The 20,214-nt window shown below is 61.6% G+C and carries 23 protein-coding genes, 2 tRNA genes and 1 pseudogene; 21 read left to right on the top strand and 5 right to left on the bottom strand.

The genetic code is table 11. The annotated features are described in order from the left end of the window. Positions 1-62: 62 nt before the first annotated feature. Positions 63-1,385, bottom strand: a complete 1,323-nt coding sequence (gene miaB / locus LHL23_RS10165) for a tRNA (N6-isopentenyl adenosine(37)-C2)-methylthiotransferase MiaB (RefSeq protein WP_226429767.1) — start codon at positions 1,383-1,385, stop codon at positions 63-65. A gap of 127 nt (positions 1,386-1,512) precedes the next feature. Between miaB and LHL23_RS10160 the strand changes: the two genes are divergently transcribed. Continuing rightward, positions 1,513-2,382, top strand: a complete 870-nt coding sequence (locus LHL23_RS10160) for a hypothetical protein (protein ID WP_226429766.1) — start codon at positions 1,513-1,515, stop codon at positions 2,380-2,382. Between the two features lie 334 nt (positions 2,383-2,716). On the opposite strand, the gene LHL23_RS10155 is transcribed toward LHL23_RS10160, so the two are convergent. Then, positions 2,717-2,791: transfer RNA gene (locus LHL23_RS10155), tRNA-Thr, on the bottom strand. A gap of 85 nt (positions 2,792-2,876) precedes the next feature. Here LHL23_RS10155 and LHL23_RS10150 point away from each other — a divergent pair. From LHL23_RS10150 to hisD, 5 genes are all read left to right on the top strand, one after another. Then, positions 2,877-3,032: a hypothetical protein gene (locus tag LHL23_RS10150; RefSeq protein ID WP_019295060.1), complete on the top strand. Its 156-nt coding sequence runs from the start codon at positions 2,877-2,879 to the stop codon at positions 3,030-3,032. A 6-nt stretch (positions 3,033-3,038) separates the two neighbouring features. Next, a complete protein-coding gene (murA, locus tag LHL23_RS10145; RefSeq protein ID WP_226429765.1) occupies positions 3,039-4,310 on the top strand; it encodes a UDP-N-acetylglucosamine 1-carboxyvinyltransferase in 1,272 nt (423 codons plus the stop codon). Continuing rightward, on the top strand, positions 4,307-4,783 hold the full coding sequence (locus LHL23_RS10140; protein WP_226429764.1) for a DUF2948 family protein: 477 nt from the start codon (positions 4,307-4,309) through the stop codon (positions 4,781-4,783). The genes murA and LHL23_RS10140 overlap by 4 nt, the downstream gene beginning before the upstream one ends. 3 nt (positions 4,784-4,786) lie before the next feature. Then, positions 4,787-5,299, top strand: coding sequence for a GNAT family N-acetyltransferase (locus tag LHL23_RS10135; protein ID WP_226429763.1), 513 nt, complete (start codon positions 4,787-4,789; stop codon positions 5,297-5,299). Between the two features lie 122 nt (positions 5,300-5,421). Then, complete coding sequence (hisD, locus tag LHL23_RS10130) at positions 5,422-6,723, top strand: histidinol dehydrogenase (RefSeq protein WP_226429762.1); 1,302 nt, start codon at positions 5,422-5,424, stop codon at positions 6,721-6,723. A gap of 299 nt (positions 6,724-7,022) precedes the next feature. Here the strand turns inward: hisD and LHL23_RS10125 are convergent, their stop codons facing one another. After that, entirely contained in the window at positions 7,023-7,781 is a 759-nt protein-coding gene (locus LHL23_RS10125) for an SDR family oxidoreductase (protein WP_226429761.1), read from the bottom strand. A 162-nt stretch (positions 7,782-7,943) separates the two neighbouring features. On the opposite strand from LHL23_RS10125, the gene LHL23_RS10120 reads away from it, so the two are divergent. Genes LHL23_RS10120 through LHL23_RS10105 form a run of 4 tightly spaced genes read left to right on the top strand, consistent with a single transcriptional unit; the run spans position 7,944 to position 9,864 of the window. After that, positions 7,944-8,423 (top strand): UPF0262 family protein, encoded by a 480-nt coding sequence (locus tag LHL23_RS10120; protein WP_222481719.1) that lies wholly within the window; start codon positions 7,944-7,946, stop codon positions 8,421-8,423. A gap of 3 nt (positions 8,424-8,426) precedes the next feature. Continuing rightward, positions 8,427-8,885 carry an arsenate-mycothiol transferase ArsC gene (locus LHL23_RS10115; RefSeq protein WP_019295067.1) on the top strand — a complete coding sequence of 153 codons (459 nt, stop codon included), beginning with the start codon at positions 8,427-8,429 and terminating at the stop codon, positions 8,883-8,885. Further along, positions 8,882-9,280: a ketosteroid isomerase-related protein gene (locus tag LHL23_RS10110; RefSeq protein WP_226429760.1), complete on the top strand. Its 399-nt coding sequence runs from the start codon at positions 8,882-8,884 to the stop codon at positions 9,278-9,280. The genes LHL23_RS10115 and LHL23_RS10110 overlap by 4 nt, the downstream gene beginning before the upstream one ends. Continuing rightward, positions 9,277-9,864: a GNAT family N-acetyltransferase gene (locus LHL23_RS10105; protein WP_226429759.1), complete on the top strand. Its 588-nt coding sequence runs from the start codon at positions 9,277-9,279 to the stop codon at positions 9,862-9,864. The genes LHL23_RS10110 and LHL23_RS10105 overlap by 4 nt, the downstream gene beginning before the upstream one ends. A gap of 68 nt (positions 9,865-9,932) precedes the next feature. On the opposite strand, the gene LHL23_RS10100 is transcribed toward LHL23_RS10105, so the two are convergent. Next, a complete protein-coding gene (locus tag LHL23_RS10100; RefSeq protein ID WP_226429758.1) occupies positions 9,933-10,820 on the bottom strand; it encodes a hypothetical protein in 888 nt (295 codons plus the stop codon). A 217-nt stretch (positions 10,821-11,037) separates the two neighbouring features. Here LHL23_RS10100 and LHL23_RS10095 point away from each other — a divergent pair, with 217 nt between their 5' ends. The 8 genes and pseudogenes from LHL23_RS10095 (at position 11,038) to LHL23_RS10060 (ending at position 15,972) form a co-directional block, all read left to right on the top strand. Continuing rightward, positions 11,038-11,916 carry a carbon-nitrogen hydrolase family protein gene (locus tag LHL23_RS10095; RefSeq protein WP_226429757.1) on the top strand — a complete coding sequence of 293 codons (879 nt, stop codon included), beginning with the start codon at positions 11,038-11,040 and terminating at the stop codon, positions 11,914-11,916. Between the two features lie 83 nt (positions 11,917-11,999). After that, positions 12,000-12,218 (top strand): translation initiation factor IF-1, encoded by a 219-nt coding sequence (gene infA / locus LHL23_RS10090; RefSeq protein WP_005978431.1) that lies wholly within the window; start codon positions 12,000-12,002, stop codon positions 12,216-12,218. Between the two features lie 178 nt (positions 12,219-12,396). Next, the gene (locus tag LHL23_RS10085; protein ID WP_226429756.1) at positions 12,397-12,978 is read left to right on the top strand and encodes a Maf family protein; all 582 of its coding nucleotides are present in this window, start codon (positions 12,397-12,399) and stop codon (positions 12,976-12,978) included. After that, positions 12,975-13,997, top strand: a complete 1,023-nt coding sequence (locus LHL23_RS10080) for a ribonuclease E/G (RefSeq protein WP_226429755.1) — start codon at positions 12,975-12,977, stop codon at positions 13,995-13,997. Before LHL23_RS10085 ends, LHL23_RS10080 begins: the two co-directional genes overlap by 4 nt. Next, positions 13,994-14,197, top strand: coding sequence for a DNA gyrase inhibitor YacG (locus tag LHL23_RS10075; RefSeq protein ID WP_226429754.1), 204 nt, complete (start codon positions 13,994-13,996; stop codon positions 14,195-14,197). Before LHL23_RS10080 ends, LHL23_RS10075 begins: the two co-directional genes overlap by 4 nt. Positions 14,198-14,278: 81 nt before the next feature. Further along, positions 14,279-14,353, top strand: a tRNA-Phe gene (locus tag LHL23_RS10070). A gap of 61 nt (positions 14,354-14,414) precedes the next feature. Next, positions 14,415-14,726 carry a hypothetical protein gene (locus tag LHL23_RS10065; protein WP_226429753.1) on the top strand — a complete coding sequence of 104 codons (312 nt, stop codon included), beginning with the start codon at positions 14,415-14,417 and terminating at the stop codon, positions 14,724-14,726. A 78-nt stretch (positions 14,727-14,804) separates the two neighbouring features. After that, positions 14,805-15,972, top strand: a pseudogene (locus LHL23_RS10060) (IS3 family transposase). A 213-nt stretch (positions 15,973-16,185) separates the two neighbouring features. On the opposite strand, the gene LHL23_RS10055 reads toward LHL23_RS10060, so the two are convergent. Further along, complete coding sequence (locus LHL23_RS10055; RefSeq protein WP_226429752.1) at positions 16,186-17,091, bottom strand: LysR family transcriptional regulator; 906 nt, start codon at positions 17,089-17,091, stop codon at positions 16,186-16,188. 141 nt (positions 17,092-17,232) lie between these two features. Between LHL23_RS10055 and LHL23_RS10050 the strand changes: the two genes are divergently transcribed. From LHL23_RS10050 to LHL23_RS10040, 3 genes are read left to right on the top strand one after another with little or no spacing between them, the layout of a single operon-like run. After that, positions 17,233-18,249, top strand: coding sequence for a TRAP transporter substrate-binding protein (locus tag LHL23_RS10050; protein ID WP_226429751.1), 1,017 nt, complete (start codon positions 17,233-17,235; stop codon positions 18,247-18,249). A 54-nt stretch (positions 18,250-18,303) separates the two neighbouring features. Beyond that, positions 18,304-18,927, top strand: coding sequence for a TRAP transporter small permease (locus tag LHL23_RS10045; RefSeq protein WP_226429750.1), 624 nt, complete (start codon positions 18,304-18,306; stop codon positions 18,925-18,927). Beyond that, positions 18,924-20,204, top strand: coding sequence for a TRAP transporter large permease (locus tag LHL23_RS10040; RefSeq protein ID WP_226429749.1), 1,281 nt, complete (start codon positions 18,924-18,926; stop codon positions 20,202-20,204). Before LHL23_RS10045 ends, LHL23_RS10040 begins: the two co-directional genes overlap by 4 nt. Positions 20,205-20,214 lie beyond the last annotated feature (10 nt).

Here is a 20,214-nt window from a genome sequence, read left to right as displayed (position 1 = left end):
CCTGCACTCCGACGGAGGGGCGGCCCGGATGCAGGCCACCGAGGAGGCAGCGCCCCCTCCCCTTAAGCGATCAGCTCGCCCGCTAGGGAGTTGGCACCGGAAGAGACGATACGCACCCGCGCCAGATCGCCCGCCTGGCGGTTGCAGTCGGCGACATGCACTGCGTGCAGGTAATCAGACTTGCCGACCATCTGGCCCGGCAGGCGACCTGTCTTTTCGAACAGCACGCCAACCTCGCGGCCGACCATGCTGTCCTGCACCTCGCGCTGCTGGCGGGTCAGCAGAGCCTGCAGGCGCTGGAGCCGGTCATCGGCTGCCGCCGGATCCACCTGGGGACGCTCAGCCGCCGGGGTGCCGGGACGAGTGGAGTATTTAAAGGAATAGGCGGTGCCGTATTTCACCTCTTCCACCAGATCCATCGTGGCCTGGAAATCTTCTTCGGTCTCTTCCGGGAAACCGACAATGAAGTCGCCGGAGATCAGGATGTCCGGACGCGCGGCGCGGATGCGCTCGATCAGGCGCAGATAGCTTTCAGCGGTATGCGAGCGGTTCATCCTCTTGAGGATCTTGTCGGAGCCCGCCTGCACCGGCAGGTGCAGATAGGGCATCAGCTTGGCACAGGTGCCGTGCGCCTCGATCAGGTCGTCCTGCATGTCATTGGGATGCGAAGTGGTGAAGCGGATACGCGCCAGTCCGTCGATCTTGTCCAGCTCCCAGATCAGCTGCGCCAGGGTCAGGTCGCCGTTGGGGCCTGCGCCATGGTAGGCATTCACGTTCTGGCCCAGGAGGGTGATCTCGCGCACGCCGCGCTCGACCAGTTCCTGCGCCTCGCGCAGGATGCGGCCCGCCGGGCGCGACACCTCCGCTCCGCGGGTATACGGCACAACGCAGAAGGCGCAGAACTTGTCGCACCCTTCCTGGACCGTCAGGAAAGCGGTGGGGCCGCGCTTGGCCTTGGGGCGGTTTTTCAGTTTTTCGAATTTGTCTTCTTCCGGGAAATCGGTGTCCAGCACCTTCTCCCCTTCGCGCGCCTTGGCTTCCATCTCCGGCAGCCGGTGGTAGCTCTGCGGTCCAACCACCAGGTCAACCAGCGGCTGCCGGCGCATGATTTCCTCGCCTTCGGCCTGGGCCACGCAGCCTGCAACACCGATCTTGAGGTCCGGCTTCTCTGCCTTCAACCCCTTGAAGCGGCCCAGTTCGGAATAGACCTTTTCAGCCGCCTTCTCCCGGATGTGGCAGGTGTTGAGCAGGATCATGTCAGCATCATCAGGCGACTTCGTCTCGACATAGCCCTCCCCGCCCAGCGCCTCTGCCATGCGTTCGCTGTCATAGACATTCATCTGACAGCCATAGGTCTTGATAAACAGCTTCTTCGGGGCGCTCATACGGGTCAGCCTTCCAGCCAGGGTGGGTAAACAGCGGCCTGCAATACAGGCAATTGCCGCTGCTTGCAATGAGGCCGGATTTACCCGATTTTGACTGCAAAGGCCAGAAAGGCGGAGGCAGGCAGGCATGATGTATTCTTCGCTTCAGAATTTTCTGAAGGACGGGAAACCGCTGCTGGCCAAAGGGCCGGTGGCACTGGTTTTCATCGAAGACGAAGTGGAAATCGCCACCACCCTGCGCCACCACCTGCAAAGCGGCTTCAACACAGTCGTCGCCCTGATGCCGGATGCGTTCGATCTGCCGCAGGATGTGCGCGCCAAGGTCAACCGGGTGCCTTTCGATTGCGGCCCCCAAGGCGCAGTGACCGGCGCCGTCAATGCCGTGGCCGCGGCAGCGCAGCCGGGCTGCTGGCTCTACTACTGCTACAACGCGGAATACCTGTTCTACCCATTCTGCGAAGCCCGCGGGGTCGGCGAGATGCTGGCCTTTCACACCGAAGAGCGCCGCGATGCCATGCTCACCTATGTGATTGACCTTTACGCAGGCGATCTGACGGCTTGTCCCGAAGCTGTGTCCCTCGAAGATGCCTATCTCGACAAATCCGGGTATTATGCCCAGTCGCGCCAGGACCCGGCAACGGGACACCCGAGGGAGCGGCAGCTGGACTTCTTCGGCGGCGTGCGTTGGCGGTTCGAGGAACACATTCCCGCAGGCAGCCGCAAGATCGACCGGATTTCGCTGTTCCGCGCCAAGCCGGGGCTGGAACTGCAGCCGGATCACACTTTCAATGATCAGGAATACAATACTTATGCCTGCCCCTGGCATCACAACCTGACCGCCGCAGTCTGCTCTTTCCGCACCGCCAAGGCGCTCAAGCGCAATCCCGGTTCCACATTTGATATAGACACCTTCCGCTGGCACAACTCAGCACCGTTCGAATGGCATTCGCGCCAGCTCCTCGACTTGGGGCTAATGGAGCCAGGGCAGTGGTTCTAGCGGCCTGATTACCCTGTATCTGATGGCCGATTGAATCGCAGCTGAAGCCTGCAGGCCGATTCGCCTGCAGCTGACCTGCCGAGATCCAGCCGCGGCAATGGCACGTGAGACGCCCCGGCGCTGACGGCGATGCTCGAATCACACTCGGATATGCGGAAACGGGGTGCTGCAGATCACCTCTTGCCCGGCCCGGCGGCTTTGTCCCCGGCCTGGCAGCAAGAAAGTGCCTGCAAAGGCCCCGGAATGGGCCGAACACCAGGCGCGGCGCTTTTTGAACCGCAGATCGCAGGACCAAGCCGTTGAAACGGTGCGGTATTTTTCATTTTCTGGATAATGGTGCTGCTGGAGAGAATTGAACTCTCGACCTCTCCCTTACCAAGGGAGTGCTCTACCTCTGAGCTACAGCAGCGCCGGTGAGGGGGCTTTTAGGCATAAACGCGGGGGGGCGCAAGAGCATTCTGGACGGTTTTTTCGCACTAAGTTACAGAAGTCTTATGGCAGAGAAGAAATCACCAAAAAACGACGGTTCCGCAGCATCGCGCGAAGACCGGCTGAAGGCGGCGCTCAAGGCAAACATGGCCCGGCGCAAGGCACAGGCCAAGGCACGGGCGGATAAGCAGGACCAGGACACGGGCAAGAGCGGAGAATAACGTCAGATGGATTCGATTCTGGTAACGGGCAACGGCCCGCTGAACGGGCAGATCCCGATCGCCGGCGCCAAAAACGCCTGCCTCACCCTGATGCCGGCGACACTGCTGAGCGAGGAGCCGCTGACGCTCACAAACGCGCCGCGGCTGAGCGACATCAAGACCATGACCCTGCTGCTGCAGTCCTTGGGGGCCGAAGTGTCCAGCCTGCAGGACGGCCAAGTGCTGGCGATGTCGAGCCACGACCTGACCAGCCACGTCGCGGACTATGATATCGTCCGCAAGATGCGCGCGTCCAACCTGGTGCTGGGCCCGATGCTGGCACGGCTCGGCCAGGCGGTGGTGTCTCTGCCCGGCGGCTGTGCCATCGGCGCCCGGCCGATGGACCTGCATATTCATGGGCTTGAGGCGCTGGGGGCAGAGATCGAGCTGAAGGACGGCTATCTGCACGCCAAGGCGCCGGGCGGCCTGAAAGGTGCGGTGGTGGAGCTGAGTTTCGCTTCTGTCGGCGCGACCGAGAACATCATGATGGCGGCGACGCTCGCCAAGGGCACAACCGTCATCAAGAACGCCGCGCGCGAGCCGGAAATTGTCGACTTGGCCGACTGCCTGCGCAAGATGGGCGCGCAGATCGAGGGCGACGGATCGCCAGAGATCACCATTCATGGCGTTGACCGCCTGCATGGCGCGACTCATCAAGTGGTGACCGACCGGATCGAGCTGGGCACCTACATGCTGGCCCCCGCGATCTGCGGCGGCGAGGTGGAACTGCTGGGCGGCCGCCGCAGCCTTCTGGAGAGCTTCTGCGCCAAGCTGGAAGCGGCTGGCATCGAGATCACCGAAAACGAAAACAGCCTGACCGTCAGCCGCAAGAACGGCCGGGTCCGCGCGGTGGATGTGGTGACCGAACCCTTCCCCGGCTTCCCAACCGACCTGCAGGCGCAGATGATGGCGCTGATGTGCACGGCCGAAGGGACCTCTGTTCTGGAAGAGAAGATCTTTGAGAACCGCTTTATGCATGCGCCGGAACTGGTGCGCATGGGCGCGCAGATTGAGGTCCACGGCGGCCATGCCACGGTGACTGGTGTCGAGAAGCTGAAGGGCGCCCCGGTGATGGCCACCGACCTGCGCGCCTCCGTCTCGCTGATTCTGGCAGGCATGGCGGCCGAAGGCGAAACCCGGGTCAGCCGGGTCTACCACCTGGACCGCGGCTACGAGCATGTGGTGCGCAAGCTGTCCGGTGTCGGCGCCAAAATCGAGCGGATCAAGGAACAGTCATGACCGACGCGAGCTTTGAGGACGGCCGCGAAGCGCCGCTGAACCTTGGCGCGCTGGAGGAGGAGGACCTCAAAGTCCTGTCCACGCTGCTGCAGGACGCCGTGTTTCCAGCGACCGAAATGAGCTGGCGCGCATCTGAACGCCGCTTTGCGCTGCTGGTGAACCGGTTCCGCTGGGAGGACCGCGACGCCGCCGAACGCCGCGGCCGGTCCTACGAGCGGGTGCAGTCGCTGCTGGTGGTCGACAATGTGCTGGGCGTCTCCTCGCAAGGCGTGGACCGCAAGGACAAGGATCTGATTCTGTCGCTGCTCTCCGTCACCTTTGAACCAGGCGAAGACGGCGCGGGCCATGTGCTGCTCACTTTGGCCGGCGACGGTGCCGTGCGCCTGTCTGTGGAGGCGCTGGAAGTGTCCCTGCGCGATGTCACTCGCCCCTACCTGGCGCCGTCAGGCCAGGCCCCGGACCACGGCGCCTGAGCAGTGCAGAACAAGCGCGGCATCTCCCAGGCCTTCGCCGCCCCGGCGGCATCGCTGGAGATCCGCCGCGCCACGGTTTTTGACGTTTTTGCCATGAGCCGGGTTCTCATCACATCAATTCGCGATCTGTGCCAGGCCGACCACGGTGGCGATGCCGCCCGGATCGCCGAATGGACCGCCGGCAAGACGCCGGATCAGATCCGCAAATGGATCGGAGGCCCCGGCCGCTACTGGCTGGCGGAACGGGGGGGAGAGGCTGCTGCCGTGGGCGGGCTGGATCCGGATGGTATGATCTCCCTGCTTTATGTTGCGCCTGCCGCGGCCGGCCAGGGTACAGGCGGCGCCCTGCTGGCGCATCTGGAGGCGGAACTGCTGCGCGATGGCCATGTTGAGGCCCGGCTTAACGCTACCCGCACCGCGCTGGACTTCTACCGAAAGCACGGCTGGCAGAAGGCGAACGAGGTCGGCGGATGCTGCGGCACCCCCTGTATTCCGATGCGCAAAGCCTTGGGCTAAGGTCTCAGCGGCTTTTGACCTGTATGCGCCGACCTTTTGCTTGCGTCCAATTGCACCGGCCCCGTGCATAAATCTTGAGGCTCTGCCCCCTTGCGGATATGCGGGGGCCAAAGGAGATCCCGATGCCGCAGTTTTTGAACACCGCTGATGCCGGTTTTGAACAGTCCTTCACCGCACTGCTGGGCGCCAAGCGCGAGGACAGCCCGGATGTGGACGCCATCGTGGCCGGGATCATTGCTGATGTCCGCGCCCGCGGCGATGCGGCGCTGGTGGAGCTGACGGCAAAATTCGACCGGCTGGAACTGGAACCGGCGCAGCTGCGCTTTTCCGAGGCGGAAGTGGATGCGGCTATCGCGGGCGTCTCCGACGAGGAACGCAGGGCGCTGGAACTGGCAGCGGAACGCATCCGCGCCTACCATGCGCGCCAGATGCCCGAGGACGCGCAGTGGACGGATGAGAGCGGCGCAACGCTGGGCTGGCGCTGGTCGGCGGTCTCAGCCGCCGGTCTTTATGTGCCGGGCGGGCTGGCCTCCTACCCGTCCTCGGTGCTGATGAACGCGATCCCCGCCAAGGTTGCGGGTGTGCAGCGGCTGGCCATTACGGTGCCGGCCCCTGACGGGCAGATCAACCCGCTGGTGCTGCTGGCAGCCAGGGTCTCGGGCGTAGACGAGATTTACCGCGTGGGCGGTGCGCAGGCGGTCGCGGCGCTGGCCTACGGCACCGAAAGCATCGCGCCGGTGGACAAGATCACCGGCCCCGGCAACGCCTTTGTCGCCGCTGCCAAGCGGCGGGTTTTCGGTAAGGTCGGCATCGACATGATTGCGGGCCCTTCGGAAATCCTAGTGATCGCAGACAAGGACAACAATCCGGACTGGATTGCGCTGGACCTGATGAGCCAGGCCGAACACGACGAAAGCGCCCAGTCGATCCTGATCACAGATGACGAAGCCTTTGGCCGTGCGGTGGCTGAGGCGGTGGAAAAGCGTCTGGAAACGCTTGAGCGCCGCGCCATTGCCGGTAAGTCCTGGAATGACTTCGGTGCTGTGATCACCGTGCGGGACCTGGATGAAGCGGCAGCGCTGTCGAACCGCATCGCGCCGGAACACCTGGAGCTGTGCGTCGCCGACCCGGCGGCCCTGAGCGAAAAAACGCTCCATGCCGGCGCCATCTTCCTCGGCCAGTACACCCCCGAAGCAATCGGCGACTACGTCGGCGGCCCCAACCATGTGCTGCCGACGGCACGCTCTGCCCGGTTCTCTTCCGGCCTGTCGGTGATGGATTTCCTCAAGCGCACCACGCTGAGCCAGATGACCCCGGACTCGCTGCGCGCCATCGGCCCGGCAGCCGAGGTGCTGGCAAAAAGCGAAAGCCTGGAAGCGCACGGGTTGTCCGTAACTGCACGTCTGGACGCTCTGAACGGCTAAGGGAGTGAGGGGCGCTGCCCCTCTGCGCGTGCCGCGCATTCACCCCGGGATATTTGGGGCCAAATGATAAAGGATCCGCGCCCCGGAGCCCGCCGGGGAGCTTCACCTGGCGCGGTCATCGGCGTCCCTGCCTGTACCGCTGGACCAGGGTTGCGAAGCTTGGTTAATGATCCGTTTCTTCATCTGGCCCTGGGGCTCCGCCCGTTCGCACCTGAAACGCTCCCCTGGAGCGTTTCTTGACCGGTGCTCACTTCCCGCCGGAGGCATCAAGTCATTTTCCCGGAAAAATGACGCAAATCTCAGTAATGCGAGGTATAGCCGCCGTCCACGGCCAGCACCTGCCCGGTGATGTAGGAGGCTGCGGGCGAAGCCAGGAACAATATGGCGGGCGCCAGCTCTTCCGGCTCCCCCCACCGGCCTATCGCGGTGGCGTTTCTGAGCTTCTCTGCAATTGCCGGGTCTGCTGCCGCGGCCATGTTGGGGGCGGTCTTGAAGAACCCAGGAGCAACGGCGTTTACAGTTATCCCTTGAGGACCGAGTTCAGCTGCCAGCGCCTTTGTCATGCCGTTGATGCCAGCCTTGGCAGTGGTATAGGCCGCGTCGCCCGGTTGTGCGATGAGGCCCGCAATCGAGGAGATATTGATGATGCGACCCCAGCCCTTGGGGGCCATCTGTGCGGCGGCCATTTGCGCAAGGCGGAACGGCGAGACCAGATCGACCTCCCATAGCGATTGCAGGTCGGCACGGGTGAACTCCGGCAGGTTGCGGCGGTCGCGCTGGCCGACGTTGTTGACCAGAATGTCCAGGCCGCCTTCATGTGCAATCGCTGCCATTGCCAAAGTGACAGCGCTTTCATCGGCGATATCCAGCACCAGCGGGCGGGCGGCTCCGGGCATCCGGGCAAGCGCGGCCTCTACCCGGTCCGTGCTGCGGCCGTTGATCCAGACCTCGGCCCCGGCCTCGGCCAGCAGCCTTGCGGCGGCAAAGCCGAGACCATCGGTGGAGCCTGTCACCAGCGCACGCCGGCCTTTGATAGAAAACTGTTCAAGCGCTGTCATCTTTGCGGCCTCCTGCTGGCGGCAGGCTGGGCGCGGGGGCGTGGCCTGTCAAGCACTGCCGCAAACGGCCAGCATATTGACGCCCGCTGCTGCATTGCCCCGGGCACGGCGGTGCGATACTCATGGCCGGACGCCTCCGCGCATTTCAGAGACAAAAGACCCATGAGCCGCATCAGCCATATCGAACTGGACGACCGCAACCTGCCGCCCCCGACTCCCGAGATCGAGCAGGAGCGCAAGGTGGCGATCTATGACCTGATCGAGGACAACAGCTTTGCGCTGCCGCAGAGGGAAGACCGTGATATTCCGGCCGGCCCCTATCATCTGGGGCTGGCGATCCGCGACAAGCGGCTGGTCTTTGATATCAACACCGAATCCGGTGAGAAGGCCGCGGAATTCCACCTGTCGCTGTCGCCCTTCCGGCAGGTGGTCAAGGACTACTACCAGATCTGCGAGAGCTACTTCACCGCGGTAAAAACCCTGCCGCCGAGCCAGATCGAAACCATCGACATGGCGCGGCGCGGCATTCACAACGAAGGCAGCCGGGTTCTGCAGGAACGGCTGGAGGGCAAGGCCGAGGTTGATACCGACACTGCCCGGCGCCTGTTCACCCTGATCTGCGTCCTGCACTTCGGAGGCTGACGCGTGGAGGAGCTGCCGCAGTCCGTTCTGTTCTGTTGCGACCACAATTCGGTCCGCTCTCCGATGGCGGAGGGCATCATGAAGAAATTTTACGGCACCGGCACCTACGTGCAGTCCGCCGGTGTCAAGAACGACATGGAGATCGACGGCTTCTCCATCGCGGTCTGCCAGGAGATCGATGTCGAACTGTCGCGGCACCGGTCGCGCTCGTTTGACGAGATGGAGCGCTGGGGCGATGACCTGTCGTCTTTTGACCTGGTGGTGGCGCTGTCGCCCGCCAGCCAGCGCCGGGCGCTGGAGCTCACCCGTTTTTTTCACCTCGATGTCGAATATTGGCCGATTATGGACCCTACCGGGCTCGGCGAGACGCGTCAGGCCAAGCTAGATATCTACCGTCAAACACGGGATCAAATCATCCAGCACCTGAAAAACCGCTGGGGTGAACCGACGGAGAGAACATGACCGACACCATCGCGCGCTATTTCGCAGCCTTCAACGCCGGCGACACGGACACCATGCTGGACTGCCTGGACGAGCAGATCGCCCACCACGTCAACGAGGGAAAAATCCGCGTCGGCAAGGAGAAATTCGCGGAATTCTGCGCCCATATGAGCCGCTGCTACAAGGAAGAGCTGACCGATATGGTGGTCTTTTCCAACGACGACGGCACCCGCGCGGCGGCGGAGTTCATCGTCAACGGCACCTACCTGGTGACCGACGAGGGCCTGCCGGAGGCCAACGGCCAGACCTACCGCCTGCCGGGCGGATCGTTCTTTGAACTGAAGGACGGCAAGATCTCCCGCGTTACAACCTATTACAACCTGGCGGACTGGATCGCCCAGGTTTCGGCAGGATGACGATCCGGGTCGAAACGATGACCGGCGCGGCGCTGGAGGCCACGCTGGACGATGTGGCGCGCCTGCGGATCAAGGTGTTCCGCGCCTGGCCGTATCTCTATGACGGCGATCTGGCGTATGAGCGCGAGTACCTGCAAAGCTACCGCGACAGTGAACGGGCCGTGGTGGTCGGGGGCTTTGACGGGGACACCCTGGTTGGCGCGTCCACCGGTGCGCCGCTGGCGGACCACGCAGATGATTTCGCGGCGGCCTTCGAAGGCACCGGCATCGATCTGAAGGATGTCTTCTACTGCGCCGAATCCGTGCTTCTGCCGGAGTACCGCGGCCATGGCGTCGGCCATGGATTCTTTGACGCGCGCGAGGCGCACGCCCGCAAGCACGGGTTCAGCAAGACCGCGTTTTGCGGGGTGCAGCGCCCGGCGGACCACCCGCTGCGGCCTGCGGATTACGCGCCGCTGGATCCGTTCTGGCGCAAGCGCGGTTATGCGCCGCTGGAGGGCGCCATTGCGCATTTCTCCTGGAAGGATGTGGACCAGGCGGAGGAGACCCGCAAACCGCTGCAGTTCTGGATCCGGGATCTGTAAGTGTATCAGGCGCCACTCAGGGCGCCTGTTCTTTCTTTGGCTTTGCCTCTGTTGCCGCGCACGCGTGGTTACGCGGTTTCCTTAAACGCAAGCGCCAGCTTTTTATGGGACTCGGCATAGATTTTGAAGCTGGCATTGGCGGCCTTTAACCCGTCCTGAGCCTCTTTCAGCGAGGCGCCGGCAGAGATACGTTCCCGCTTTGCATAATCCAGTTTGAGATACTGCTGAAAAAGGCTGGTCAATTCTTTCAGCACCTTGGGCAAGCTGGATTTCAGGTTTTGCCCATGCAGAGGAAGCTTGTACTTCTTCTGGATCGCTGTCAGCCCGTTTTCGAACCGCTTGCCCAAGTCCGGAGCGATCTTCCCGTCGCCATTCCGCTGGGTCTCCAAACCTTTGATCAGTTTGTTCACATCAGCCGTGGCCAGCTTGATGTCTTTGGTCATCTCTTCGCAGGCCTTGGCCATGTTCTTGGCCCGCTTATCCAGATCGGCCAGTTCATCCAGCACCAGTTCCTGTTGTTTTTCCTGCTGCTTCTTGAATTTCTGAAGCTCTTTGTCGGTGTCCTGGCGCTGTTTTTCTTGTGCCGCTTCAGCTTTGGACGCATTTTTTAGAAGCCGCTGAGCTTCTTCCAACCGTTTCAGAACAACCTTGATGAAGGCAGCGCAGAATTTCTCCGTGTGGCTCTGCGGTTTGCCGCATTTTTTCTTGGCCTTGGCCAAAGCGCTGTCCAGCTTGTAGAACCAGTCAATGACGTGTTCCATCTCTTTCGGCGGCACACCGGACGGGTCGCCGGACGGGGGAACACCTCTGTCCTTGAGAGCTTTCAAGCATTTGGCCACACCGCTGCCCTGAACAAACGCAGAGCGGTGGTCCTGCCAGAATTTCACGGTGAAGCCTTTTTTCGGAATATCTTTAATGACTGAGCTAATGTTCTTGTCGTTCAATGTCGTGGACACGCCCTGTTCTCCTGTTTGTATCTTTTTGCCCGCTCCGGCGATTTAGGCATTTTCCTCCGTTGCTGTCGAGTTTGCACCGGTTGACCTGCGGCAGCCGGAGCCGCGCGTCCAGCCTCCGTCCTGCGTACGCTGCCGGAAATTGCGTCGCAGGGCTTGGCCCCGGGCGAAGGCCGCGCTAGCCATTGTTTGAAACTTGCGCTCGAAAGGCAGCCAGAACATGAAAATCGCTACCGCCGCCTACCCGCTCGGCTGGCTCGACAGCTGGGCGCAGTATGAAGACAAGCTCGCCGCCTGGGTGGCGGAAGCCGCCGGCAATGGCGCAGAACTGCTGGTGTTTCCGGAATACGGCGCCATGGAGTTGTCGACGCTGGACGGCGCCGCGGTTGCGGGCGACCTGGAACAATCCATTCATTCCGTCTCCGAGAAAATGGAAGATGCCGCTGCGCTGCACCTGAAATTGGCCGCTGAATACAGTGTTCATATCCTGGGCGCCTCCGCGCCGGTCAACAGCGGGCTGGCCCGGCCGGTGAACCGGGCAAAGCTCTACACGCCCGCAGGCAGGCGGAACCACCAGGACAAGCAGATCATGACCCGGTTTGAGCGCGAGGACTGGGGCATCATGGGCGGCGGGCCTCTCAAGATCTTCGACACCTCTTTGGGAAGAATCGGCGTGCTGATCTGCTATGACAGCGAATTCCCATTGCTGGGCCGCGCGCTGGCGGAAGCGGATGTGATTCTCGTCCCCTCCTGCACAGAGGCGCTGGCCGGCTATTGGCGGGTGCGTATCGGCGCCATGTCGCGGGCGCTGGAAAACCAGTGTGTGACTGCCATGGCTTCTATCGTTGGGGCCAATGAATGGTCCGAAGCTGTGGACATGAACACCGGCACCGGCGGCATTTTCGGCCCGCCGGACAAGGGCTTCCCCGGAACCGGTGTTCTGGCCGAGGGTACGCTGAACCAGCCAGGCTGGACCTATGCCGAGGCCGACTTGGAAGCGATTGCCCATGTGAGGGCCGACGGCGGGGTGCTGAACCGGCTGCACTGGGAGGAGCAAATGCCGCGGGTAAAATCGGTCACAAAGGCCGCTCTTTGCTGATTGAGCCCTTGAAATATTGGAAAAATGACCCCATTTAAGCGCACGTCCCGCAGTTTGCGGGTTAACCCAATGATGGAGACAACATGGCCAAGGAAGATACGCTCGAATTTCCCGGTGTCGTGAAGGAACTCCTGCCTAACGCGACGTTTCGGGTCGAGCTTGAGAACGGCCATGAGATTATCGCACATACGGCAGGCAAGATGCGCAAGAACCGCATCCGTGTTCTGGCTGGCGACAAGGTCCAGGTGGAAATGACACCCTATGACCTGACCAAGGGACGGATCAACTACCGCTTCAAGTAAGCCGTTGATCTGGAATAAATATCAAGGCCCGGCACTTTGCCGGGCTTTTGTTTTGAAGCGGCCTGGCGGCCGCTGCCTCCGGCGGGAGTATTTCTGGAAAGATGAAAGAGCGGGCCGCTCTTTTCACGCTGCCAGTTTTCGCCGTATTACAGGCGCAAACCGGTAAGAGGGCCAAGGCATGGCATTTATCCTGGGATCTGGCAGTCCGCGGCGGCTGCAATTGCTGGCGCAGCTTGGGGTGCATCCTGACGCGGTGCGCCCGCCGGAAATTGACGAAACGCCGCTGAAAGGCGAACTGCCGCGGGCCTATTGCGCCCGGGTCACGCGGGAAAAAACCAAAGCTGTCCCTGCGGGGGCGGACGATGTTGTTCTCTGCGCTGACACAACCGTTGCGCTGGGGCGCCGCATCCTGGGCAAGCCGCGCGATGCAAGCGAGGCGGCAGAGTTCCTGCTGGCCCTCTCCGGCCGCCGCCACCGGGTGATCACCGCCGTTGCCGTCCGCCGCGGAGACCGCGTCTGGGAGAAAGACGTGGTCAGCCAGGTGAAGATGAAAAACCTCTCCGACGAGGAGCTGAACGCCTATCTCGCCACCGGCGACTGGGAGGGCAAGGCCGGCGCCTACGCCATCCAGGGACCCGCAGGCGCTTTCATTCCCTGGATCAGCGGCTCCTTTACCGGCATCGTCGGTCTGCCGCTGTCCGAGACCGCAAACTTGTTGCGCGCAGCCGGTCTGCCGCTCTATCAGGAGGCCGCCGCATGAAGGGCCGCACCATCATTCTCGACCACATCCAGGACCGCGAAGCCGCTGCGCTGATGGTGGACGGCAAGCTGGAGGACTTCCTGGTCGAAAGCGACGCCCCTGCCCCCGGCACCATCTACCGCGCCCGCGCCGACCGGCCGGTCAAAGGCCAGGGCGGCATGTTCCTGACAACCCCGGACGGCCCAGCCTTCCTGCGCCAGGTCAAAGGGCTGGCACCGGGGCAGATGATCCTGGTGCAAGTGTCCGGCTATGCCGAGCCGGGCAAGGCCATTCCGGTGACCCAGAAGCTTTTGTTCAAGAGCCGCTATGCCATTGTCACGCCGGAGGCACCCGGCCTGAACATCTCGCGCAGTATCCGCGATGAGGACGAGCGCGACCGGCTGCTGGAGATTGCCCATGAGGAAATGGGCGAGTCAGGCTATGGCCTTATCCTGCGCTCTGCCTGCGCCGGGGCAGACGGCGAAGAGATCGCCGAAGACGTTGCCGCCATGGCGGCCTTGGCGGCGCAGGTGATGCAGGATGAAGGCTCCGAGCCGGAGGTTCTGGCCGAAGGCGACACCCCGCATCTGCTGGCCTGGCGGGACTGGGCCGACCCTGCGGATGTGGAGCGTGATCCCGGCGGGTTTGAACGCCTGGGCGTGCTGGATGCGCTGGACGTTGCACAGGGTATCCGCGAGCCGCTGCCGGGCGGCGGCTTCCTGTTTATCGAACCGACCCGCGCCCTGGTGGCAGTGGATGTGAACACCGGCTCTGACACATCGCTCGCGGCGGGTGTGAAGGCTAACATGGCGGCTGCCAAAGCCCTCCCCCGCGCGTTGCGCGTGCGCGGCCTGGGCGGCCAGATCGTGCTGGACCTGGCCCCGATGCCAAAGAAGGACCGCCGCGGGATTGAAACCACCCTGCGGGCTGCCTTCCGGGCGGATTCCGAGGAAACCGTTCTGGTCGGCTGGACCAATCTTGGCCATTACGAATTGCAACGCAAACGCGGCCGGCCCTTGCTGCAGGAGGTGCTGAAATGAGCTGTCCTATCTGCGGCGCGGAATCGCAAAAGAGCTACCGGCCGTTCTGCTCCAAACGCTGCGCGGATATCGATCTCGGCAAATGGCTGAACGGTGCATATTCAGTGCCGAGCCAGGAGCCGGAAGACATTGAAAATGCTTTGGAAGAAGCGGAACGCATCCGCGCTCAGGACGGGAAACCTCACCAAACCCGACATTAGTTATTTTCTTTCAAAAACCCTCTGGACACCGCCGCGCCCACAGCATAGAAGGCCCACACCCAAGGCAAACAGCCTTCCCGTGCCCGGGTAGCTCAGGGGTAGAGCAGTGGATTGAAAATCCTCGTGTCGGTGGTTCGATTCCGCCCCCGGGCACCATTACTTCAGATAACACATTAGTTTTGCTCCAGCTTTTTGCACGTGCAAGGAGCCGTAGACCATGTCGGAGACCATTTCGCCTGCGTTCACCTTCGTGAAGGATGGCATTTTCTACTTCAAGCGGGCGGGCATCAGCCACCGCGAGGGCATTGGCCAAGCCAAGGACTACGCCGAACGTCTCGGATCACGCTTTGCCTACTCCTCGAACGGGTTGGGTTGGTATACACTTCTCATATGGGCTCGGTTGGGCCAAAGATTCCGAAAATCGAATTACAACGATCAAACACCTCCGGAAGGGGCTGGCGATCTACAAGATCCCTCGCAGCCCCTACTACTACATCCGCTTCAGAGACCCCTGGCAGGGAAATACTGAGCTACCCCCCTGAAATTTGGACACTGACGTAAGCTACGATTTGCTGTCTGCTGATCTTCGACGAAGAGGAGATCAGAGATTTCGAAACAGAAGAACCATTCGCCTGAATTCAAGGCCAAGGTTGCGCTTGAAGCTTTGAAGGGCGAGCGGACAGTCGAAGAGCTGGCAAGCCAGTTTGGCGTACACCCGGCGATGGTCCATAGCTGGAAGCGGGCTCTTCTGGAGGGCGCGTCTGGCGTGTTCGAGCGCGGCGGCAGGAAGCCCCAAGAGATTGACGAAGAACAGGTCAAAGAGCCGCACGCTAAGATTGGGGAGCTGGCCGTTCCAACGATTTTTTGTCACGAAAGCTCAAACTGTGGATCGGCAGGTGAGGCGGAAAATGATCGAGCCTGCCAAAGCCAATCTGCCCATTGGCAAGCAGTGCAAGCTGCTGTCGATCTCGCGGTCGTCGTTCTATTTTCAACCCAAAGGCAAGACAGCTCTGAACCTGATTTTGATGCGTCGGATCGACGAACAGTTCCTGGAAACGCCGTTCTTCGGTGTGCGGCAGATGACTTAGCATCTGCGCAATGAGGGTCATTTGGTGAACGAAAAGCGGATCAGGCGGCTGATGAGGGTGATGGGGCTCATGCCGATCTACCAGAAGCCAAACACCAGCAAGGCGGCGAAGGAACACAAGACCTACCCGTATTTGCTACGTGGTCTGCGGGTGGGGCGCCCGAACTAGGTCTGGGCGGCAGACATCACCTATCTGCCGATGCGCAAGGGGTTCCTGTATCTGGTGGCGATCATTGACTGGCACACGCCCAAGGTGCTGGCCTGGCGAATCTCGAACACGCTGGAAGCGGAATTCTGTGTCGAGGCGTTGAACGAGGCCATCCACAAGTTCGGCCCGCCCGAGATCATGAATGCAGATCAGGGCAGCCAGTTCACGTCCTTCGCCTGGACGGGCAGGCTGCGGCGATCCGGTGTGCGCATCTCGATGGATGGCAAAGGCCGGTTCCTCCCCTTTCGGGACATTGCTTCGCAATGCCCTGCCGGGCAGTGGATCAACATCTTCGTGGAACGTCTGTGGCGGAGCCTGAAATACGAGTGCGTCTACTTGCATGCTTGGGAGACCTGATCGGAAGCCAAGTCGGGTGTCGGCAGATGGATCGAGTTCTATAACCGAAAACGCCCACATTCCGCCCTTGGCGGCAAGCCTCCCGCCATGTTCTATTGGCTGAAAAAACGAACCCCAAACTAATCAGCAGGAGCAAAAAATAGCTTAAACTACGCCAGATCCTGTCCAAACATTGGGCAGTAGCTCACTTACCCCCGCTTCGCTTGCAGCTAACCAGCAGCTTGCTTCAGGCCTGAAATCCACACTTCGACGACAGCATGTGCCTGGTTTCTAATTGCAATGAATCAAGACTTCGCAACGAAGCCTCCTTTTCAGCATTTCTTCCTCATGCGAGCTTCACGGCTGTGGTTCGTCTTGGCTGTCGCAAGCATGCTGCAGATCTTGGGCAAAAAGCTCCACAGCGTGCCGGAGGACATGAACACGGCGGGTTGCGAGATAGAACGCCGAATTCCATCGCATTTGACTGTTCTTGATTTCCCGGAATTTGCCTTCCTCGACGCGCCTGCGCGCAAAATGCGTCGGCAATGGCCCCAGAAAATGTCCCGTTTCGATGAGCATCGCCATGGCTTCCATGTTGGCCACGACTGCTTTGGGCTCAGGCGATCCAAGATCAGGCGACACCAACATGTCGTAGGACCGCTGGCATAGCTGATACTGCCCGATAGCTTCGAGGCTGATTTCACTGTCCGGCTCGTTGAACAACGGGTGCCCTTGCGCGCAGTAGAGCCTGTGCTCCTCACTGCACAGTTCGGAGTATTCCAGCTCGGGCACCTGGCTGCGGAATGGTGCCACGGCAGCGTTCAATTCACCGCTGATCAGCTGCTGTGTCAGGTCCATGGGGGAAGCAACCACGATTTCGATCCTGACCTCATTCGGGCGGGCCAGGAACCGTTGCAGGGCATTCACCAGTTTCAGGCTAGGGAGACTGTCGATTGCATCCACGATGCCAATCCGCAGATCCCCGGCTATCGTATTCCGCAACTCCAGCAGTTCGGCGTCAAAGTCCCGGGCGCTTCGCAGAATGTCGCGGGCCTTCTGATAGGCGATCTCGCCGCGTTCAGTCAGACGGAAGCCGCCGCGCCCGCGTTCACAGATCCGGTAACCAAGCGAGGTTTCCAGGTCGCGGATACGGATGCTGATGGCGGATTGAGTGACGCCGAGCGCGTATTGCGCATCAGAAAACCCACCGCATTCAACCACGGTGACAAATGTCTCCAACAGCGTGTTGCGCAGCAGTTTCATGACACGGCTCTTATGTGGTTGGTGCGGAATTACATGAAATTCTCTTATGCAAAGATAATCAATGTAATATTTTTCAACGCTTGGCTTCATGCTGTGGTGCCTCCCAGCCCCATTAACCATGCCAACTGGGAGGAGACCCGCATGGCCCTTAGCTTGAAGCACCTGAAAACCACCGCCGCCGCCGCGCTGCTGAGCCTGGCGCCCGCCGCCGTCTTTGCGGAGGACTGGAAATTCGCCATCGAGGAGATTCCGGGATCGATCATGGACGCCTATGCACAGGAGTTCAAAAAGCGCATTGAGACGGCCACCGGTGGCGATGTGACCGTGACCATCTATCCGATGGGCACACTGGGCACTCCGACGGAGACAGTTGAACAGGCAGCGGATGGCATCATCCAGCTGACCAATGTCTCGATCGGCAACCTGGGCACCATCGTGCCGGAGAGCCAGGTGTTCCTGCTGCCCTATCTGTTGCCGTCCGGTGCGGAGGCGGTGTCAAAGGTTCTCAGCGGTTCTGAGACCATCTATGGCCCGCTGAATGAGGACTTCCAGAAGCGCGGCCTGGAGATCATGACCATGTACTCCGAAGGTCCGCAGGTCTGGACCACCAACCGCGAGATCCGCACGCCGGAGGACTTCGAGAACTTCAAGATGCGTGTGATGGTGTCGCCGATCCTGCTGGAGGCCTACAAGAACATGGGTGCGAGCCCGACCCCGCTGCCGTTCGGAGAAGTGTTCGGCGCGCTGCAATTGGGCGCGGTGGACGGCCAGGTGAACCCGATCCCGACCATCGAGGAGATGAAGTTCTACGAGGTCACCAGCCATCTGATCTGGGCCGGCGAGCAGGAATTGGTGACCACCGTGGTCGCAGGCTCCGACTGGTTTGCCACCCTGAGCCCGGACCGCCAGCAGCTGGTACGCGACACGATGGCGGGTATGACCAGCTACATCGACGGCGTGGTCGCAGACTTCAACCAGCAGCGCCTGGACGTGATCAAGGCCGCCAAGCCGGACATTGGCCTGGTGGTGCTGACCGAGGAAGAGCGTGACGCCTTCCGTGCCCGCTCGGGCGATACTGCCGCGGCCTATGTCGAGACCGCAGGCACCCGCGGCCAAGAGCTGCTGGACGCGCTGCAGGCTGAGCTGGCGGGCAACTGATCCCGCTTCCGGCCCCGCGCGGATTTGTGCGGGGCCAATCCAAGGGAGGATATCATGCCACATGCCAAACCCGCTCCCTTCGGCCTTCTGGGCAAGATTGACGGTGCCATTGGCCGTGCCGAAGTCTGGATCCTGGGCTGGGGGATCATCCTGATGGCTGGCAACACCATCGCCAATGTCTTCGGCCGCTACGTGTTCAACCAGTCGATCTATTTCTCCGAGGAGCTGAACGAGTTCCTGATCATCATCGTCACCTTCATGGGGCTCGGCTATGCCACCCGAAAGGGCATCCATATCCGCATGTCGGCGATTTATGACGCGCTGCCAGCGAAGATGCGCAAAGGGCTGATGGTGGTGATCGCTGCAACCACGGCGGTGATGATGGGACTGCTGGCCTGGTACGCGTTGGAATACGTGCAGAAGGTCGCCAGCCGAGGCCGCATCACGCCGGCGCTGCAGCTGCCCCTGTACCTCACCTACGTTTGGGTGGTGGCCGGGCTGGCGCTGACCGCGCTGCAGTACCTGCTGACCGCGCTGCGCAACCTGAATTTTGCGGAAGCCGAAATCTATGTCTCCTACCTGGAGGTGGACAGCTACGAAGACCCGGAAACCGCCGCGGCCATCCAGCGCTATGAAGAGGCCGGCACCACAAACACCGGGAAAGGGGAAAAGTCATGACCGAACTGATGCTTGCCGTGATGATCCTGCTGCTGCTTGCAGGGTTCCCGATGAAGATGCCGCTGATCTCGGCTGCTGTTCTGGGCTTCCTCGTCTACTTCCCGGACATGAGCCTGCAGATCCTGATCCAGCAGATGATCGGCGGCGTGAAGCCCGCAGCGCTGATTGCAGTGCCGATGTTCATCCTGGCCGCCGATATCATCACCCGCGGCCATTCCGCCAACCGGCTGATCGACGTGGTGATGAGCTTCATGGGCCATATCAAGGGCGGGCTAGCGATCTCGGTCACCTCGGCCTGCGCGCTGTTCGGCGCGGTTTGCGGCTCGACCCAGGCCACTGTGGTGGCAATCGGCGGCGCAATGCGGCCCCGGATGCTGAAATCCGGCTACAAGGACAGCTTTGCCATCGGACTGATTGTGAATGCCGCTGACCTAGCCTATCTGATCCCGCCGTCGATCGGCATGATCATCTATGGCGTGGTCTCGGGCACCTCGATCTCTCAGCTGTTCATCGCGGGCATCGTGCCGGGACTGCTGATCGTGGTGCTGTTCTCGGCCTATTGCATGGTCTACGCCTACCGCCATGACATTCCCGTGCTGCCGCGCGAGGGCTGGGGCCAGCGCTTTACCGCCATGCGCCGGGCGCTGTGGCCGATGGGCTTTCCGGCGATCATCGTGGGCGGCATCTACGGCGGGGTGTTCTCGCCGACCGAGGCTGCCGCGATCTGCGTGCTTTACGCGGCGGTGCTGGAGGTGCTGATCTTCCGCTCGGTCCGCTTGCGCGACCTCTGGGACATTGCGCTGTCAACCGGCGCGATCACCTCGGTTGTGTTCATCCTGATTGCGGCGGGCGCGGCCTTCAGCTGGACGCTGAGCTTTGCCCAGGTGCCGCAGCAGATCATCGCCTCGCTGGGACTGGATGAGGCCGGGCCGCTGATGGTGCTGGTGGCCGTGAACCTCGCCTTCTTCCTCGGCTGCATGTTCGTCGACTCGATTGTGGTGATCCTGATCCTGGTGCCGATCTTTGCGCCGATGATCAAAGCCGCCGGCCTCGACCCGGTTCTTGTCGGCGTGCTGATCACCCTGCAGGTCGCCATCGGTGCCGCAACCCCGCCGTTTGGCTGCAACCTGTTCACCGCCATCGCGGTGTTCCGCCGCCCCTTTGTCGAGGTGGTGCGGGGCGTGCCGCCCTTTCTCGTCATCCTCTTGATCGTGACCGGCCTGCTGGTCGCCTTCCCGCAAATCGCCCTGTTCCTGCCGGAACTGGCCTATCGTTAAGAAAAACGGA

It is taken from the genome of Leisingera sp. McT4-56 (genome assembly GCF_020514995.1).
Classification (GTDB): domain Bacteria; phylum Pseudomonadota; class Alphaproteobacteria; order Rhodobacterales; family Rhodobacteraceae; genus Leisingera; species Leisingera aquaemixtae_A.
Note: the sequence above shows the minus strand (reverse complement) of the source record. Positions and strands in the feature narration are given on the sequence as shown.

Bases quoted from the DNA above. Each gene is read 5' to 3' on its own strand.
- miaB (WP_226429767.1), bottom strand. From the start codon at position 1,385: ATGAGCGCCCCGAAGAAGCTGTTTATCAAGACCTATGGCTGTCAGATG.
- LHL23_RS10160 (WP_226429766.1), top strand. From the start codon at position 1,513: ATGATGTATTCTTCGCTTCAGAATTTTCTGAAGGACGGGAAACCGCTG.
- LHL23_RS10150 (WP_019295060.1), top strand. From the start codon at position 2,877: ATGGCAGAGAAGAAATCACCAAAAAACGACGGTTCCGCAGCATCGCGC.
- murA (WP_226429765.1), top strand. From the start codon at position 3,039: ATGGATTCGATTCTGGTAACGGGCAACGGCCCGCTGAACGGGCAGATC.
- LHL23_RS10140 (WP_226429764.1), top strand. From the start codon at position 4,307: ATGACCGACGCGAGCTTTGAGGACGGCCGCGAAGCGCCGCTGAACCTT.
- hisD (WP_226429762.1), top strand. From the start codon at position 5,422: ATGCCGCAGTTTTTGAACACCGCTGATGCCGGTTTTGAACAGTCCTTC.
- LHL23_RS10125 (WP_226429761.1), bottom strand. From the start codon at position 7,781: ATGACAGCGCTTGAACAGTTTTCTATCAAAGGCCGGCGTGCGCTGGTG.
- LHL23_RS10120 (WP_222481719.1), top strand. From the start codon at position 7,944: ATGAGCCGCATCAGCCATATCGAACTGGACGACCGCAACCTGCCGCCC.
- LHL23_RS10110 (WP_226429760.1), top strand. From the start codon at position 8,882: ATGACCGACACCATCGCGCGCTATTTCGCAGCCTTCAACGCCGGCGAC.
- LHL23_RS10105 (WP_226429759.1), top strand. From the start codon at position 9,277: ATGACGATCCGGGTCGAAACGATGACCGGCGCGGCGCTGGAGGCCACG.
- LHL23_RS10095 (WP_226429757.1), top strand. From the start codon at position 11,038: ATGAAAATCGCTACCGCCGCCTACCCGCTCGGCTGGCTCGACAGCTGG.
- infA (WP_005978431.1), top strand. From the start codon at position 12,000: ATGGCCAAGGAAGATACGCTCGAATTTCCCGGTGTCGTGAAGGAACTC.
- LHL23_RS10085 (WP_226429756.1), top strand. From the start codon at position 12,397: ATGGCATTTATCCTGGGATCTGGCAGTCCGCGGCGGCTGCAATTGCTG.
- LHL23_RS10080 (WP_226429755.1), top strand. From the start codon at position 12,975: ATGAAGGGCCGCACCATCATTCTCGACCACATCCAGGACCGCGAAGCC.
- LHL23_RS10075 (WP_226429754.1), top strand. From the start codon at position 13,994: ATGAGCTGTCCTATCTGCGGCGCGGAATCGCAAAAGAGCTACCGGCCG.
- LHL23_RS10065 (WP_226429753.1), top strand. From the start codon at position 14,415: ATGTCGGAGACCATTTCGCCTGCGTTCACCTTCGTGAAGGATGGCATT.
- LHL23_RS10055 (WP_226429752.1), bottom strand. From the start codon at position 17,091: ATGAAACTGCTGCGCAACACGCTGTTGGAGACATTTGTCACCGTGGTT.
- LHL23_RS10050 (WP_226429751.1), top strand. From the start codon at position 17,233: ATGGCCCTTAGCTTGAAGCACCTGAAAACCACCGCCGCCGCCGCGCTG.
- LHL23_RS10045 (WP_226429750.1), top strand. From the start codon at position 18,304: ATGCCACATGCCAAACCCGCTCCCTTCGGCCTTCTGGGCAAGATTGAC.
- LHL23_RS10040 (WP_226429749.1), top strand. From the start codon at position 18,924: ATGACCGAACTGATGCTTGCCGTGATGATCCTGCTGCTGCTTGCAGGG.